11 protein-coding genes are annotated in these 16,652 nt (G+C 72.9%); 2 read left to right on the top strand and 9 right to left on the bottom strand.

Going from position 1 to position 16,652, the window contains the following annotated elements; all coding sequences use genetic code 11:
• Positions 1-23: 23 nt before the first annotated feature.
• The 7 genes from fxsT to ACIP5W_RS29810 are packed head-to-tail and all read right to left on the bottom strand — an operon-like array spanning position 24 to position 9,767.
• On the bottom strand, positions 24-3,923 hold the full coding sequence (gene fxsT / locus ACIP5W_RS29840; protein WP_401480147.1) for an FxSxx-COOH system tetratricopeptide repeat protein: 3,900 nt from the start codon (positions 3,921-3,923) through the stop codon (positions 24-26).
• Entirely contained in the window at positions 3,920-5,053 is a 1,134-nt protein-coding gene (locus ACIP5W_RS29835; RefSeq protein WP_401480144.1) for a hypothetical protein, read from the bottom strand. The genes fxsT and ACIP5W_RS29835 overlap by 4 nt, the downstream gene beginning before the upstream one ends.
• Positions 5,050-6,099: an AAA family ATPase gene (locus ACIP5W_RS29830; protein ID WP_401480141.1), complete on the bottom strand. Its 1,050-nt coding sequence runs from the start codon at positions 6,097-6,099 to the stop codon at positions 5,050-5,052. Before ACIP5W_RS29830 ends, ACIP5W_RS29835 begins: the two co-directional genes overlap by 4 nt.
• On the bottom strand, positions 6,093-7,340 hold the full coding sequence (locus ACIP5W_RS29825; protein ID WP_401480138.1) for a toll/interleukin-1 receptor domain-containing protein: 1,248 nt from the start codon (positions 7,338-7,340) through the stop codon (positions 6,093-6,095). The genes ACIP5W_RS29830 and ACIP5W_RS29825 overlap by 7 nt, the downstream gene beginning before the upstream one ends.
• Before the next feature lie 22 nt (positions 7,341-7,362).
• Entirely contained in the window at positions 7,363-8,250 is an 888-nt protein-coding gene (locus tag ACIP5W_RS29820; protein ID WP_401480135.1) for a DUF4231 domain-containing protein, read from the bottom strand.
• A gap of 46 nt (positions 8,251-8,296) precedes the next feature.
• Positions 8,297-9,562, bottom strand: a complete 1,266-nt coding sequence (locus tag ACIP5W_RS29815) for an FxsB family cyclophane-forming radical SAM/SPASM peptide maturase (RefSeq protein ID WP_401480132.1) — start codon at positions 9,560-9,562, stop codon at positions 8,297-8,299.
• 1 nt (position 9,563) lies between these two features.
• Positions 9,564-9,767, bottom strand: a complete 204-nt coding sequence (locus ACIP5W_RS29810) for a hypothetical protein (RefSeq protein WP_401480129.1) — start codon at positions 9,765-9,767, stop codon at positions 9,564-9,566.
• 362 nt (positions 9,768-10,129) lie between these two features.
• On the opposite strand from ACIP5W_RS29810, the gene ACIP5W_RS29805 reads away from it, so the two are divergent.
• Positions 10,130-11,575 carry a glyceraldehyde-3-phosphate dehydrogenase gene (locus ACIP5W_RS29805; RefSeq protein ID WP_401480126.1) on the top strand — a complete coding sequence of 482 codons (1,446 nt, stop codon included), beginning with the start codon at positions 10,130-10,132 and terminating at the stop codon, positions 11,573-11,575.
• 45 nt (positions 11,576-11,620) lie between these two features.
• On the opposite strand, the gene gndA is transcribed toward ACIP5W_RS29805, so the two are convergent.
• A complete protein-coding gene (gene gndA / locus ACIP5W_RS29800) occupies positions 11,621-13,063 on the bottom strand; it encodes an NADP-dependent phosphogluconate dehydrogenase (protein ID WP_401480123.1) in 1,443 nt (480 codons plus the stop codon).
• 329 nt (positions 13,064-13,392) lie between these two features.
• On the opposite strand from gndA, the gene ACIP5W_RS29795 reads away from it, so the two are divergent.
• A complete protein-coding gene (locus ACIP5W_RS29795; protein ID WP_401480120.1) occupies positions 13,393-13,971 on the top strand; it encodes a hypothetical protein in 579 nt (192 codons plus the stop codon).
• Positions 13,972-14,339: 368 nt separating this feature from the next.
• On the opposite strand, the gene ACIP5W_RS29790 is transcribed toward ACIP5W_RS29795, so the two are convergent.
• Positions 14,340-16,400: a discoidin domain-containing protein gene (locus ACIP5W_RS29790; protein ID WP_401480117.1), complete on the bottom strand. Its 2,061-nt coding sequence runs from the start codon at positions 16,398-16,400 to the stop codon at positions 14,340-14,342.
• Positions 16,401-16,652: the final 252 nt, after the last annotated feature.

Genomic DNA, 16,652 nt, shown 5'->3' with positions numbered 1-16,652 from the left:
GGTTGCTCTCCCGCCCTACGGGTTCAGATGGGCTGTGGCTCGAAGTCCCAGTGGGGCCTGCGCAGTTCCTCCGCCGACCTGGTGTGCGGATGCTGGGGCCCCAAGGTGTCGCGGAGCAGGGCTACGGTCTCCCGCCGCAGGGCCTCCGCCTCGTCGGCACGGCCCAGCTCCCGCAGGTCGTGGGCGCGGGCCGTCTCGGCGGCGAGGGTCAGCGGGTGCCGGGCCCCGACCTGCCGTACGGCCGTGGCGGCCAGCTCGCTGTCGTGGTCGAGCGCGGTGTCGGCCCGGCCGGCCCGGACGAGCATCGCCGTGAGGTTCAGCCGGCAGCCGAGGGTCCAGGGGTGCTCGTCGCCGACCGCACGGACCATCAGCCGCCAGGCGGTCAGGGCGGGTCCCTCCGCGTCGGGCTGCCCGTCGCCCTCGGCCCACCGGGCCAGTGCCACGTTGCTCAGCGAGCCCGCCGTGTAGGGGTGGTCGGGGCCGAGCAGCCGCAGGTAACGGTCGTAGACCGTGCGGGCCAGCTCATGGGCCTCGCGGGGGCTGTCGGCACGGATCAGGGTGGCCCGGTCGGCCGCCATCATGAGGGTCTCCGGGTGCAGTTCGCCCTGGGCCTGTTCGGAGCGCTTGAGGACGCTGGTGAAGAGGGAGGAGGCGTCGTCCACCCGGCCGTCCCGGCGCAGGCACTGGGCGAGGTTGTGCTCGGCGCGCAGGGTCTGGGGGTGCAGCGGGCCGAGGGTGCGGCTGTGCACGCGGGCGTTGAGCTCCTGGAGGGCCAGCGCGTCGCCGTAGCGGCCGAGCAGGCGGGTCATCCACGCCATGTGGAGTCCCGAGTACAGGGTGGCGAAGTGGTCGCCGCCGAGACGGTGGCTGCGCAGCTCGAACAACTCGCGGTGCAGGTCCAGGGCTTCCCGGTAGCGTCCGAGCAGGCCGAGGGTGAGAGCCATGTTGCTCTTGGCCTCCAGGGCGTGCTTGTCCTGGCGCCCCCCGCGGGCCGTGTAGCCGTGCCACACCTCCTCGAAGAGGTCGCGCGCGCGGTGGAAGCGGCCCAGGGCCATCAGGGTGCCGCCCAACCCGTCCTTGGCGCGCAGGAGTTCGGGGTCGTCGGGCCGGCGGACCGGGGCCAGCATCTCGAGCGTCTGCGCTCCGACGGCCTCCGCGTCGCGGTAACGGCCCATGCGGCGCAGCAGGTTGGCGTGCTGGTGCTCCAGGGTCAGCATGTCCGGGTCGGTGCCGGGATAGCGGGAACGCCAGTGCGCGACCGCCTGCTGGCACAGGCGCAGCCCGGTGTCGTACTCGCCGCGCACCCGGAGGTTGTCGATGCAGTCCAGCAGCAGGGCGCGCACGTCGGGTTCGTCGCGTTCGAGGGCGCCGGCGGTGTCCAGGTGCGGGATGAGGCGGGCGTACAGGGGCCACTCGCGCGGGTTCGTGGTGCGTCGGGGTTTGGCGGCGGCGAGGATGCCGCAGGCCGTGGCGGAGAGCGTCGCGCGGGTGCGGGCGTCGAGGTTGCCGCGGATGAAGCGGTGGTAGAGGCGGTGCATCCAGGCCGATTCGACGCCGTACTCGAGGGAGGGGTCCTGGGTGTGGGTGAGGTGGATGGCGGTGAGGTGGGCGAGTTCGCCGAGGGCGGTCTGCCAGCGGGTGGAGTCGGACACCGTCGCGGCGAGGCTGCCGGGCGGGAAGACGCCGGTGGGGGCGGCCGCGATGAGCTGGAGGGGGATCGTGTCCGGGGAGAACATCGCCATCAGTTCGATGAGTTCGGCGGCCTCCGGGTTGCGCCGGCGCAGGGCGTTGAGGAAGTGCGCCCAGGACACCACGAAGCCGTGCGGGTAGTCCTCCTCGGTGACCACCTCCAGCTCCTCCGGTGACTGGCGCTGGAGTGCGTCGACGTACTCGGAGACCGGCTCGGTCTCGTTGGCGATCAGCCAGGCGGTGGTCTGGGCGAGCACCAGGGGCAGGTCCTGGGCGGCTTCGGCGAGCTGCTCGGCCTCGGCCGCGGTGGCGCGGGCCACGCGGCGGCGGATGAAGGTGACGCTCTCGTTCCGGGTGAAGGGCCGGACGGTGTACTCCTGGAACGCCAGCAGGCTGACCCAGTCCCGGGTGAGGCTCGTGATGATCACGTCGCCGCGGCCCTCCGGGATGAGGTCGCGGATGGTGTCGACCTCGTCCGCGCCGTCGAAGATCAGCAGCCAGCGCCGGCGGGGCGCGGTGCGTTCGCGCAGGGCGACGTGCACGGCGCGGATGCGCTCGCCGGAGTCGCGGCCCGCCGCCAGTTCGAGGTGGGCCGCGAGGGCGGCGAACTCCTCGCGTGCGGTGCCGCGCTGGGAGGCCTGGATCCACCACACGACGTCGTAGGCGTCGCCGTAGCGGTGGGCGTACTCGGTGGCGAGCTGGCTCTTGCCGACGCCCGGTATGCCGTGCAGGACCACGCGCGCGCCTCCCGGACCGGACTCGGCGAGCAGTTCGGAGAGTTCCTCGAGGTCGTCCTTGCGGCCGGTGAAGTAGCCGTTGCGCCGGGGGGCGTCGCGGACCTGGGCGGGCTCGTTGGGGAAGCGCGGGCCGTCGGGGTGCCCCGGCGGGTCGCCGGGCGGGATGCCGAGCCGTGCCAGGACCGTGCGCCGGGCCTCCTCCTCGTCGAGTCCGCCGACGTCCACCGGGCGCAGCAGGTCGGTGCCCTCGGGCAGGGGCGCGGCGGTCAGGGCGATGGCCGCGAAGCGGTCCCGGTGCGGGCCCACGATCATCCGGAAGGCTTCGGCCCAGGCCCGGTCGCTGTGCAGGTCGGGGCGCAGGGCCCGTTCGTTGACGAGCAGCAGGACCTGTCCGGGCGCGGCGAGCAGGGCGCCGAGGGACTCGGTGGGGGTGCGGGAGGCGGTGTCCCAGTGCAGCAGGGTGGTGGTGCAGCCGGCCCGTTCCAGCTGGCGGGCCGTCCACCTGGCCCAGGAGCGGCTCTCCCCGGCGTAGCAGATGCTGATGTGGCCCGCGGCCGGCGGGGGTTCGGCTCCGGTGCCGCCGGTCTCGTCCGGCTCGTCCGTGCCGTCCGGCCGGGTCGTGGGCACCGGATGGAGCCGGGTGGCCGCCGGGGCGGGCAGCAGGTACATCGCCCCGTCGGCGGTGCCGAGCCAGCCGCTCTCCGGGCCCACCCACTCCTCCACGGACGAGTCCCGTTCGATGAGGATGGTGCGGATCGAGGAGGCGGTGACCAGCTCCACGACCCGCGGGTCGGTGTCCGGAACGGTGATCGCGAAGGTGTCCGGGCCCAGGTCGCCGTCGCTCACCAGCAGCCGGGGCTCGGCCCACCGCAGGTACAGCGGCACCTGGGGCAGCCCCTCGGCGATCACCGAGACGTCGGCGAGGGTCAGGCGGGGCGGGCGGGGGGTGCTGGGCGGGGTCTCGGCCAGTCTGACCGCGGACAGGGTGAGCAGCTGCCAGGCCGTCGTGGAGCGCTGCACCCGTTCGGGCAGGGTGTCCCAGGCGCCCAGGAACCAGCGGGCGATGCCCTCGCGGTCGTCCTCCTCGACGAGGGCGCGCAGGGCGGGCTGGAGGGACTCCTCGATCCGCCGGTCGGCCTCCGGTCCGCCGTTCACGGCCTGCCAGGTCGCCGCCTCCTGGGCGATCAGGGCGGGGCTCTGGCCGGCGCGCACCTCCTGGAAGGTGGGCCAGAGGTGACGGATCGGGTCGTCCTCGGCGGCCCGTCGCAGCCGGGCACCCAGTTCCGCGCGCAGGTCCGGGAGCAGTCCGGTGTCCAGGACGACGAAGCCGAAGCCCCGCTGTTCGACCAGGTCGCCGAACCAGAGGTCGACCTCGGCCGCGACGTCCAGGTCACGGGCGGCGCGCAGCCGGACGGCCCGCATCAGCTCCGGCTCGATCCGGGCCGCGATGCTGAGCAGCACCGCCAGTTCGCGCCCGGCGCCGGACGCGAGGCTCACCGCCGGGCTCCCAGCGCCTTGCCGACGGTGGTGCCGCGGTCCCAGGCGACCATCGGCAGCAGCCCGCCGCGCGCCCAGTCCGGCCAGAGCCGCTCGGGCAGCGGCACCAGGGCGACGGGTTCGCAGCCGCGCTGGCGGATGGCGGCGATGGTGGTACGCCACTCCTGCTCGGTGGCCCGCCAGGGGTTCACCGCGGAACCCCCGGCGCCGAGGTCGGACAGGATCAGCACCCGCACGCCGGGCCGCGGCGGCCGGTACGGGCGCTGCCAGGTGGCCCGGGGGCCCGGTCCGGCGCCGCGCAGGGGTACGTCGGCGAAACGCAGCACCTGGGTGCCGGCGACGCCGGCCAGGGCCCGGACGTGGCCGATCACGTCGTCGACGTCCCGGGCGAAGGGCTCCATGGCGCTGGAGCTGTCGGCGAGGATCTGCACGCCGTAGCGCAGGGTGGGCAGGGGCAGCCGGGGGATGGCGGTCAGGGGGCGGGCCTGGGCGAGGTGCTCGGTGGCCCGCTCGACGTCGAGTTCGCCGTCGCGGGTGATCCTGGCCAGCAGGACGGTGAGCAGGGCGGCGGTGGAGCGGGGCGCGAGCAGCGGCAGGTGCGGGGGCCGGACCGGCGCCTGGTCCCGGCCGGGCGGGCGGGCCATGGGATCGGTCGTCCAGCGGGCGGGGCGGCGCGGCTGCCGTTCGACGGGGACCAGGACGGTCACGGTGCTCGTGCCCGCGGTGGTGGGGCGGCGCTGGAAGAGCGGCGGGGGCTCCTGGTCCCGGGCGGGCCGCTCGGGTGCCTCCCGGGCGGTCGCCTCCCGGGCGGGATCGCCCCGTCCCTCCTCGGACCGGGGCGGAAGCTCCACGTCGGCCGCCCCGCCGCCGCCCACCCCCAGCAGGCCGGCGATCCTGGCGAAGTCCTCCGCGGTCCGCGCTCCGAGCGCCCGGGCGGCCCGCGCGACGTCCCCGAGCCAGGCCTCCCCGATCACCCGGTGCGGGCCGGGAGGCGGGGCGCCGGAGGCGGCCCGGCCGGGCGGGGCGGACGGCGGGGGGCCGGAGCTGGCCCGGCCGGGCGGGGCGGACGGCGGAGGGCCCGGAGTGTCGCTCCCCCGCGCCTTCTCCGGCGGGCCGGGATCGCGCGTCACGCGCGGTCTCCCGCCATTTGCTGGGGCTTGATGAGGACGTTCCTGGTGAGGAGTTGCCATTCGTGGTCGCCGGGGCGGATGCCGAGGGAGCGGCAGGCCAGGAGGGCGTCGAGGTACTCCGCGGTGCTGGGGCGGCGTACGCCCTGTTTGTCGGCGTGCTGGCGGACCTTCATGAGTTCACCGGCGACCGCGTCCGCGAGCTCGCGGTCGGTGTCCGTGACACCGCCCGGCCACAGGGCCATGTGCTCCTCGGCGATGCGGACGAGCATGGCGCGGTCGTGCTCGGGCAGGACGTGGACGACGCAGCGGCGCAGCAGCGCCTGGGGCAGTTCGCGTTCCTCGTTGGTGGTCAGGACGACGAGGTGGCGGGCGCCGCGCTCCCCGTCCGGGGACTCGCCGTCCGAGGGCTCGCCGTCCGTCCCTTCCGGCCGCTCGGTGCGGATCTCGCGGCCGATCTCGGCCACCGTGAACCGGTGGGAGCCGAGGGGCACCAGGAGGCTGTTGGGGACGTCGGGGTCCGCCTTGTCGATCTCGTCGATGAGGACGACGGCCCGGTCCGGCTTGCGGGTGGCGTTCACCTCCTCGAAGGGGTCCGGGCAGGGGTCGGTGATGCCGGTGCCCTCCGGCCTGCCGCGCCTGCGCGCCGAGTGGGGGGCGAGTGCCCACCACAGGACGCCCGGTTCGACGTAGCTGGCGTCGTCGGGTGTCCGGCCGCTGCGGACGGTGACCTGCGCGTCGGCGAGCCGTCGCACGCTGTCGAAGCTCCACAGCAGGTCGCGGGGTTGCGTGCGGTAGGTGACGACGTGTTCGTAGTAGCGCCAGTTCATCCGGGTCGCGATGTACAACGCGAGGGAGGACTTGCCGGAGCCCGGCATGCCGCGCAGGAGCAGGGGACGGCGGGTGACGAGGGCGACGCGCACCGCGAAGCGGAGGTCGTCCGGCATCACGTACACGCGTCCGTCGCTGCGGTCGGGTGTGTCGAGCCATCCGACGTCGGCCGTGGCGTCGGCCTGCCGACCCTCAGGGATCTGATTGTCCGTCACCATGTCCCCCTGTGAACCGAGTTCAGACGGTCGATCAAGCGCCGTGTGACTCCCCTGACCAGAGTCTCATGCTTCTCCCCGAACGGTGGGTCGAGAACCAGCACTTCGTCGGGGTCACCGGGCCAGCTCCCCCGCGCGTCCCCGCCCCGGCCGGGAATCACCAGGACGTGCAGCCAGGGCACCTTCTCCTGGAGCTGGGAGACGACCCGGTGGACCATCACCAGGTCGCACTTCCTGGCGTCGACGACCAGGTAGAACCGGCCGGACTCGGTGGGCTCGTCGGGGTGGTCGAGCACGTCGTCCCGGTCGAGGCCGACGTAGTACTTCACCGCCCCCTCGCACTGGTCGCGCAGGGCCCCCTCCAGGTCCTCCACGCCCGGCGAGAATCCGGTGGCCGATGCCATGAAGTAGCTGGTGGCGTCGACGCAGAAGGCGCGCGCCAGGTACTGCTCGCCGATCTGCGGGCTGTGGACGTTGAGGATGACGACCCGGCGGGTGGAGCCGTCCCTCTCGCGCACGATGCGCCGGGCCTCGTCGCGGTCGATCCAGACCGGGAGGACCATGTCCGCGAGCTGGCGGGCGCGGCCGGCCTCCAGGCCGCCCATCCAGGCCTCCGCCACGGTGTTGGCGAGTCGTTCGATGTTGTGGGTGTCCAGCATCTGCGAGGCCAGCAGCAGATGGCCGAATCCGGGGGTCACCGCCTCGTGCTCCTCCTCGGGCAGGCCGAGGGCGACAGCCATCCGGCCGAAGACCGAGGGGTCCTGGATGTGGCTGAGCTGGACGCCGATGTTGGACAGCCATTTGCTGACGGCGTCGTCGGCGGCCCGGATCTCCGGGAAGAGTTCGACGAGCCGTGCCGCCTCCCGGTCGGGCGAGCCGTTGGTGGCCCGTTCCACGTCGTCGTCCGCCAGATAACGCAGGTCGGAGGCGCGCAGGGTGCCGGCGGTGACGTCGTCGACGAGGACGGTGATCACGACCATCTCCGGGTGGAGGGTCTTGCGCCAGTGCAGGATGTTGGTCTCGCGGCGCACCCAGGGGGAACCGAGCGCGTCCGCGTTCACCAGGACGAGGGCGGCGTCGCACTCCCCCAGGAACTGGGCCAGTTTGAGCTGCCAGGGCCGGCCGGGTTTCCTGATCCGGACGTCCAGCAGTACGTGGTAGTTGCGGTCCTCCAGACCGCGGGCCAGGGCGTCCCTCAACTCCGCGGTCCGCGGATCCTCGCTGGTGCTGTGGCTGATGAACACCTTGACCACCCTTGACCCGCTTTCAGTCCGCTGTCCACTTGGCCATCCAGCCCTCGTTCTGTACCGAGACGACGTGTTCGGTGCGTTCGGCGAGCCGGTCGGCCTCCGCGCCGGTGGCCGGGGAGAGCCGCCCCCACCACCTCAGGATGCGGTCCAGCTCGCCCGCGGTCCTGCTGTATTCGACCTCCAGGGCGACATAGCGTGCGGACGCTCCGTGGGAGACGACCGACGCCGAGACCGCGGCGACGACGGGGATCCAGGCCGCCGCCTGTTCGGCGGCGAAGGCGCCGGCCGTCGCGCCCAGGAGCACGGACAGCGCGGCGAGGGCCACGCCGCAGCGCTCGACGCGCCGGGCCCGGCGGGCCATCTCGTCCGCCTTCGGCCGGTAGTAGCCGTCGAGTTGGCCGCGCAGCCGGCCGGAGACGTAGCCGGCCGGGTCGGTGACCGGCGGCAGCGGGCGGTCGGCCGGCCGGATGCCGCGGATCGCGGCGGCGAGGTCGGCCGCCTGTGTCTGCACCTCGTCGGTACGGCGCTGGAGTTCGGCGTCCCGGTCCGGCTGCCGGTAGGGGGCGAGCTTCGCCAGGTAGACGTAGACCTGGCTCTTGAGTTCCTCGGAGACCGAGCGCAGCCGGGTCCACTCCCGTAATCGGTCGGGCGCCGCGCCCCGGGCGGCGAGGGGTGCGGCGCCGGCGGCGAGCAGGGCGAGGAAGGCGCAGACGCGCCCCAACTCGACTGAAGAAAGCATGAGTTGGGAGGAGGCGACGCCCAGCACACCGGCGGCGACCGAGGCGCACAGCGTCGCCGCCCGTGCGCGTCCGATGCTTCTTCTGCTGCGGTCCGCCGCCTGCGACCAGATGCTCTGGGCGCGCCAGACGTCGTCCACCACCGCCGTTCCCCCGACTGTGCTCACAGCAAGATTTTGACGCGGCTTCAACTCCACTGCAATCAGAACGGCTTCAATCGGGCAACAGGGGACCGACCGCCAGAACCCCTTCGAGTCTGCGGGCGATGTGCCGGATCAGCATGTCCAGGTCGGCGCAGTACACGGAAGGGTTGCGGAATCCGCTGCCGGGCCGGTAGCGGTGGGCGTAGTGGCCGCCCCCGCAGACGCGGACCAGCGGGCAGCCGCGGCAGGTGTCGGAGAGGGCGTCGACGCCCAACTGCCTTGCGGCGATGCCGGGATGCTCCAGGACGTCGTCGAAGCTGTTGCGGAAGACGTCCATGCCGGTCGAAGGGGCGTCCTGGTAGGCGGCTTTGAGCGAGTCCACCTGTTCGATGTCCCCGTCGGTCTCCACGAGAACGGCGGCGACCGGGGAGAGGCCGACGGCCTCCGCACTGCTGGGGAAGCCGAGGAGCAGCCCGATGATCTCGGTGAACAGCCGGATCCTGGTGCGGTACCTGCCTCCGTCGAACCAGCGGTCGAAGGCGTGGGCGAGCCATTCGCCGTACGGTGCCGAACCCGCGCTGGAGGGGCCCTTGCCCGGTGGAGGCGCGGCCCAGTTGGCGTGCGGGAGGAGCAGGTCGAGGGCGGCGGGCCGGAACTCCAGCAGGGAGTCGTAGACCTCGACGGGGTCGAGGTCCAGGTCGATGGTGCACAGGATGCCGGCGTACGCCTCGGGGTGACGGGCGAGGACGGCGAGGCCGCGGGTGGCGGCGTCCCAGGAGGGGCGGCCGGCGTGGTCCACGCGCCGTTTGTTGTGTCCGGCGCGGCCGCCGTCGAGGCTGACGCCGACCCGGATGCCGTCGGCCGCGAGCCGCCGGACGACGTCGGTGGTGAGGAGGGTGCCGTTGGTCTGGACGCCGATCTGCACCTCGCAGCCCGCGCCGGTGGCGGCGCCGACGGCGGCGCGCACCTCTGCGGCCTGCCTCAGTGCCGTGTCGGCTCCGCCCAGGAGCGGCTCCCCGCCGTGGAGTTCGACGCGGATCCGGGTCAGATCGTGGGTCGCCGCGTGCTCGCCGATGCGTTCGGCGCTGCGCAGCAGGACGGTCTCGGTGACACGGGCCGGGCGCCGGCGCCAGCTGGTGTCGGCCGCCGTGTAGACGTAGCAGTAGCTGCACAGCAGGTTGCAGCGGCTGTGCAGCTTGAGCACGAACTGGTGGAAGGGAACCGGCGCGGTGCCCGCGCGCCGGAGAGCGGGTACGTCCAGCAGCCGGTGCGGCCAGGGCGCCGACGTGTGCGCGTCGGGCGCGGCCGCCGCTCCCCCTCGGGGACCGTGACTCACCTCAGGGACTGTCCTCGTAGTGCGCGACGACCGGTCCCGTGGCGTGCGACTCGCGCTCCTGCAGCTGCCGCAGGACCTCCGTCAGCACGGGGTGGTCCACGCCGTCCCGGTGCGTGTGCGCGCCGCGGCCCGCAGCGGGACCGGGCCGGGCGGCCCGGACCGGGCCGTCGGCCAAGAGCTGCTCCCCCAGCCGAGGATTGGACACAGCACTCCCTCCGTGATCAGCCACGGGGCTGCGCCTGACCTCGCCGCCGTGACTCGGGGCCAAGCCTACGGGCAGCCTGAGCGGGTATCGCCCCTTCCGCACCAAGAGGGGCAGCGCATTTCGGCGACGTGCGGCGGCCCCGGCCGGGTCGGGCGCCGGAAGGCGGGGCCCAGGGCGCCGGAAGGCGGGGCCCAGGGCGCCGGAAGGCGGGGTTCCGGACGCCGGAGGGCGGGGCTCGGGCCCCGGAAAGCAGGCCCGGGACACCTCCGGAGGTCCGCGCACACCTGAGCGGGGGGCCGCTTGAATGATCGAAGGAGGAGGTGGTTAGCATATGAGCGCCACCTAGCTCGAAAGAGAATTCTGTGACTGTCAACGACGACTCGTTCACCAACTGGAAGAACCGCGAGGAGATCGCGGAGTCGATGATCCCGATGATCGGGAAACTCCACCGGGAGCGGGACGTCACCGTCCTGCTGCACAGCCGCTCCCTGGTGAACAAGTCGGTGGTGAGCATCCTCAAGACCCACCGCTTCGCCCGGCAGATCGCCGGTGAGGAACTCTCGGTCACCGAGACCCTGCCGTTCCTGCAGGCCCTCACCGCGCTCGACCTCGGCCCGTCCCAGATCGACATCGGCCTGCTCGCCGAGCACTACCGGGCGGACGACCACGGTCTGTCGGTGCCGGAGTTCACCGCCGAGGCCGTCGCCGGTGCCACCGGCGCCCACAAGATCGAGCGCCGGGAGCCGCGCGACGTCGTGCTGTACGGCTTCGGCCGCATCGGCCGTCTCGTCGCCCGCCTGCTCATCGAGAAGTCCGGGTCCGGCAACGGCCTGCGGCTGCGCGCCGTCGTGGTGCGCGGGGGCGGCGAGCAGGACCTCGTCAAGCGGGCGTCACTGCTGCGCCGCGACTCCGTGCACGGACAGTTCCAGGGCACGATCACCGTCGACGAGGACAACAGCACCATCGTCGCCAACGGCAACGAGATCAAGGTGATCCACGCCGACGACCCGAGCGAGGTCGACTACACGGCGTACGGCATCACCGACGCCATCCTCATCGACAACACCGGCAAGTGGCGCGACCGCGAGGGACTGTCGAAGCACCTGCGTCCCGGCATCGACAAGGTCGTGCTGACGGCGCCCGGCAAGGGCGACGTCCCCAACATCGTGCACGGCGTCAACCACGACACGATCAAGCCGGACGAGCGGATCCTGTCCTGCGCGTCCTGCACCACCAACGCGATCGTGCCGCCGCTGAAGGCGATGGCGGACGAGTACGGCGTGCTGCGCGGCCACGTGGAGACCGTCCACTCGTTCACCAACGACCAGAACCTGCTGGACAACTACCACAAGTCCGACCGCCGAGGCCGCTCCGCGCCGCTCAACATGGTCATCACCGAGACGGGCGCCGCCTCCGCCGTCGCCAAGGCGCTGCCCGACCTCGACGCACGGATCACCGGCAGCTCGATCCGGGTACCGGTGCCGGACGTGTCGATCGCGATCCTCAACCTCCAGCTGGCCCGCGAGGCCGACCGCGACGAGGTCCTCGACCACCTGCGGAACGTCTCGCTGACCTCGCCGCTGAAGCGCCAGATCGACTTCATCAGCGCCCCCGACGCGGTCTCCAGCGACTTCATCGGCTCGCGCCACGCCTCGATCGTCGACGCCGGCGCCCTGAAGGTGGAGGGCGACAACGCGATCCTCTACCTCTGGTACGACAACGAGTTCGGCTACTCCTGCCAGGTCGTCCGCGTCGTCCAGCACGTGTCGGGCGTCGAGTACCCGACGTTCCCGGCGCCGCGCGCCTGACCGGCGGTCCGGCCCGGTTCCGCCGGGCCAGACACGTGGTGCGTCTCAGCCCGAGACCGTCTCCGGGCGGCCGGGCTCGGCCCACTGCGTGTGGAAGGCGCCGGGGCGGTCGGTACGGCCGTAGGTGTGCGCGCCGAAGTAGTCGCGCTGGCCCTGGAGCAGGGCCGCGGGGAGCCTGCCGGCGCGCAGGGTGTCGTAGTGCGCGAGGGCCGCGGAGAACGCGGGGACCGGAATGCCCCGGCGGGCCGCGGAGGCCACCGTCTCGCGCCAGGGCACCTGGGCGTCGGTGATCTCCATCGCGAACTCCATCTCCCCGAGCAGGCTGACCAGTTCGGGGTCGGCGGCGTACGCGGTGCGGATGCGGTCCAGGAACGAGGCGCGGATGATGCAGCCGCCGCGCCAGATCCGGGCGACCGCGCCCAGGTCGATCTTCCAGCCGTACTCGCCCGCCGCGTCCTGGATCATCTTCCAGCCCTGGTCGTAGGCGATGACCTTGGAGGCGTACAGGGCGTGCTCCACCTGCGAGGTGAAGCGCGCGGCCTCCGTGCGGCTGATCACGGGGGTGGTGCCGCCGGGCAGTCCGGAGTACGCGGCGCGCAGGTCGGCCTGGCCGGAGGCGGCACGGGCGAAGGTGGCCTGGGCGATGGCGGTGACCGGCGAGCCGAGGTCGAGGGCGGTCTGCACGGTCCAGCGGCCGGTGCCCTTCTGCCCGGCCGCGTCGGTCACGATGTCCACGAACGGCGCTCCGGTGGCCTCGTCGGTGTGGGCGAGGACCTCCGCGGTGATCTCGATGAGGTAGGAGCCGAGCCGCCCCTGGTTCCAGGCGCGGAAGATGTCCGAGATCTCGGCCGGGGTGTATCCGGCGACCTGGCGCAGCAGGTCGTAGGCCTCCGCGATGAGCTGCATGTCGGCGTACTCGATGCCGTTGTGGACCATCTTGACGAAGTGCCCGGCGCCGTCGGTGCCGACGTGCGCGGCGCAGGGCTCGCCGCCGACCCGCGCGCTGATCGCCTCGAACATCGGCCCGAGCACGTCGTACGACTCGGTCGAGCCGCCGACCATGATCGACGGCCCGTTGAGGGCGCCTTCCTCGCCGCCGGAGACGCCGGTGCCGACGAAGTGCAGGCCACGCGCGCGCAGGGCCTCCTCGCGGCGGCGGGTGTCGGCGAAGTGGGCGTTGCCCCCGTCGATGATCATGTCGCCGGGCTCCAGGAGCGGGGCGAACTCGTCGATGACGGCGTCCGTGACGGCGCCCGCCTGCACCATGATCATCAGTCGGCGGGGGCGTTCGAGTGCGGCGACGAACTCCCGCGCCGTCTCCGCCGCGACGAACGCGCCCTCGTGGCCGAACTCCTCGACGAGCGCACGGGTGCGGCCGGCGGTGCGGTTGTGGACGGCGACGGTGTACCCGTTGCGGGCGAAGTTCCGCGCGAGGTTGCGGCCCATCACACCGAGACCGGTGACACCGATGGCGGCGGTTGCGTTCATGAGGCGAATTCCCTTGGATCGACTGGCTCGACGGCGATGCCGGGGGCGCACGGCCCCTCGTGCCCCCAGATACGGCTGGGAGGCCGGATCGTCTCGACGGCGGCGCCGGCGATCGCGGAGCCGGCGGCCGCGCCGCCGGAGTCCTGCCGCGCGGGGTGCGTCCCGGGGGCTGCTCGCGAAGTCCGTCCCGGGCGTTGCCGGGCGGCCGGTGAACGCCTGGGGCGGACGGTTCACCGGTGGCCTGCCCGGGGCATGTTCGTCTCCGGGACGGCCCTCGCCGTGCGGTGGCGTCCCGCTCGGGGCAGGCGACGGACGAGGGGGAAGACGCGGTGGGTTGGACGACGGAGGAGTTCGGGGAGTCCCACGAGGGCATCGCGGGTGCGGTCCTGGCCGACGGCAGCGAGCCCAAGCCGGTGTACCTGGACTTCGGCAGCAGCGCCGACGGCGTGCTGGAGACCAGCGAGTGGTGGGCGTACGACGGAAGGCTCCGCCGCCCGAGAGCGGCCGGCTTCCGCGCGGCCTGCGCGTGCGGCTGGCGCGGCGAGACCCATCCGATCGACGGGGTGTGGACGGCCGACGGCCGGCTCCACGACCTGGACGTCTCCGCCGCGCGCAGCGACTGGAGGGTGCACATCCGCGCCGTCGAGCGCCGGACCGTGCCGCTTCCCGACCAGCTCACGCACCTGATCCACCAGCTGGAGGAGCAGCTGACCGCTCTGACCGAGCGGGCACCGGTGGCCGCGCTCAAGGCCGTGACCACGCTGGAACGGCTGCTGCCCGACATCGGGCAGGAGGCGGCCCAGGCGGTGCGCGACGACGAGCTGTCCTGGGCGTCCGTCGGCACGGCGCTGGGCGTCAGCCCGGACCGGGCCCGTTCCCTGCTCTCCCGCTACCTGCTGCGCCACTGAGCACGACGGCCATGGCCGGCGTGTGGCCGGAGCCACCTCGTTCCCGAACGCTCGGCCATGTCCTCACGCGCGGGGCGCGGGCTGCGGTTCGGCAGGTCCCCTCCCCGTACGCAGCTCGGACGGCCATCGGTGTGCGCGGCTCTCTCCCCTGTCATGGCGGCGACCGACCGGTGACGGCGACCGCCCGGTGACGGACGCGGGCCCGCCCGTCCTGCGGTGGCGCGCTCGCGTCCGCCCCGTGCGAGGTGCGGGCCCGCCGGGCGGCGACCGTCGCGGCACGGCTGCGCCGTCCGGCGCCGACGGTACGGGGGCGGACGGCTCGTGGCGGTCCGCCCGCCCGCGGGCAGGCGGGCGGACCGGGTGGGAGGTCAGCCGCTGTGCACGCCGACCTCGTGCAGCGAGTACCCCCACTGCGTGCCGCGCGCCAGGCCCTCCACCCGGACGTGGCGGGCGGGGGTGCCGGTGAAGCGGGCGGTGTCCAGGCCGCCGTCACCGGAGACCGTGGACCAGGCCGTCCGCCAGTTCCGGCCGTCGGTGGAGAGCTGGATCCGGTACGACTTCCCGTACGCGCGTTCCCAGTCGAGGGTGACGCGTCCGACCAGGTGCGTGGCGCCGAGGTCGATCTGCAGCCACTGGTCGTCGCTCCAGTCACTGGCCCAGCGGGTGCCGGAGTCGCCGTCCACCGCGCGGCCCGCCGCGTAACTGGTGAGGAGGTTCCACTCCTGCGAACTGGCCTTAGCGGCGGCGCCCTCGGCGAGGTTGACGCCCGCCCGGTGCGTCTCGGTGCCGCCCCAGGTGTCGAGGTAGGACTCGGCGCCGCGGAACAGGTCGTCGACCACGTCCTGGCCGCCGACCAGCCGGATGTCCTCGATCCAGTCGGGGACCATGCCGTAGTGGGCGGCTCCGTCGGTGTTGAGGTCCCAGGTGCGGTCGCCGGTGGTCTGCCTGTCGATGACGGACCCGCCGTCGACGCTGCGGAAGGGGTACGTCACCGGGTTGGAGGTGTCCGCGCCGCGGGGGGCCGGCCAGCCGCCGACGCCGTTCATGTCGGTGCCGTAGCCGTAGCCGACGCCGTACTTGTCGCGCAGGGCGTCCGTGCGCCTCGCCTCCGCGCTGAATCCTTCGGAGCCGTGCATGTACTGGGCGACGAAGCCGCCGAGGGCGTAGACCCGCTCGGTCCAGCCGAGGTCCATCCAGCTGTGCGAGGAGAGCACGCCGGGGTAGGAGGCGGACTCGAAGATGTCGAGGACGCGGCCGGTGGCCTTGACGCTCATGTGGTCGATCTCGAGCATCATCCTGCGTTTCATCATGCCGCGCACGGCGTACTCGCCGAGGTCGCTGAGCCCGCGGACGTTGCACTGGGCGTTCTCGTCGTAGGCGGGGACCTCGACGCCTGCCGGCAGGTCCTTCTCGGCCCCGGAGGCCGCGGTGCCGATGGGGTTGTCGTGCTGCGGGCCGGTGCACTTCTCCGTCTTCCAGAAGGTGCCCGTGGACAGGAACTGCCCGACGTTGATGGCGGTTCCGAGACCGCCCTCGTCGAAGCGGACGCCGCACAGCGCGTTGTCGAACTTGTGGCAGAGGAACATGCTGCGCACGCCGAGCGCGTACAGCTCGTCCAGGCCCTTGTCGATGTCCTCCTCGTCGCACTGCGCGACGTCGAGGACCTGCTTGCAGCCGAACGGCTCCGAGGTCTCGACGCCGAGGACCACCGCGAGTTTGCCCTGCTCGATCACCTGGCGGGCCTGGGCGCTGTCGGTGACGATCCGGAACCAGCCCTTGCCGGGGCCGCCGTACATCTTGTCGACGTGGGCCTGCAGGTCGTACGTCAGCTTCGCCTGGAGGCGGATGGACGTCATCTCGTCGCAGCTGCGGTCCTTGAAGAAGTACACCGAGCAGATCACGCCGTTGGTGACGAGGTCGTTGACGAGCACCCGCTGGCCGCCGCGCCAGGCGCGCTCCACCCAGGCGTAGTAGTTCTGCTGGTGGGTCAGCGAGTCGTGCGCCGGCCAGTCCTTGAAGGTGGGCCAGCCGACCGGATCGTGCTTGCCGTCGCCGCCCCTGGTGATGTAGTCGAAGATCGCGAGGGAGCCGTCGGGGTAGTGCTCGGGACAGTCCTTGAGCGCGTCGGCGACGCCCGCATCGGAGAAGACCCTGCCGCAGATGAGGCGTCCGCCGAAGGCCTCGTTGGCGAACAGGTGGTCGTGCGCGTCGACGAAGCCGCGCACCTCCCCCCGGGCGTTCGTGCCGGTGAACGGTTCCCCGGTGACGTCGATCCCGGAGTCGGGGGCGGGCCGGGCGGTCGGGTCCCACCAGTCGGCCCCGGCCGCCGAACTCGGCGTCGGGCCGAAGGTCATGGAGAGCACGAGCAGGAGCAACGACACGACGGTGATCTGCCGGTGTCTGCGGTACGGGCGGCCGGTACTGGTCACTGCCCACGTCCCTCGGTCGGCGGGAGCGCGCGGTGACGAGCCGGGGGACGCCGGGGGTCCGGGGACGCCCACGACCCCCACGAAATTGTCATGACCGCGCAAGAGATGCGACGAGGATCGCTACTGGCGGGTTACGAGTCAAGGGTCCGGGACGGCCGACCTGCTGGGGCGGGGCGGAGCGGGACGGGCGCGCCGCACGCAGGGCGGGCGCCGCGGAGCCGGGTCGTTCGAAGAGGTGAACTGGTGTGCACA

The organism is Streptomyces sp. NPDC088766, from assembly GCF_044750845.1.
Lineage (GTDB): Bacteria > Actinomycetota > Actinomycetes > Streptomycetales > Streptomycetaceae > Streptomyces.
Note: the sequence above shows the minus strand (reverse complement) of the source record. Positions and strands in the feature narration are given on the sequence as shown.